This is a genomic window from Acinetobacter sp. NigerLNRRAM0016, assembly GCF_054112845.1.
On record NZ_JBSYVT010000149.1, the window covers coordinates 1 to 272 of the forward strand.

1 pseudogene is annotated in these 272 nt (G+C 37.9%); it reads left to right on the plus strand.

The annotated features are described in order from the left end of the window. Position 1: 1 nt before the first annotated feature. A pseudogene (locus ACWQ4X_RS19925) lies at positions 2-272 on the plus strand (IS66 family transposase); the annotation flags it as partial.

Genomic DNA, 272 nt, shown 5'->3' on the forward strand with positions numbered 1-272 from the left:
ACTGCCTGACTTAAACCAACTGACCCATGAACAACTGCTGGAATTTACCCGGCAGTTGGCAATGCAGCATCAGTCTCTGGCACAATCAAATCAAGAATTAGAAAAATCAAACCAGCAATTAGATTCTAAAGTTCAACATCTGGAAGTATCAAATCAACAATTAGATGCCAAAGTTCAACATCTTGAAGTCACCAATCAGCAATTAGATTCTAAAGTTCAGCATCTTTCTATTCTCAATCAAAAATACGAGCATGAACTGGCGCTGTTTAAAC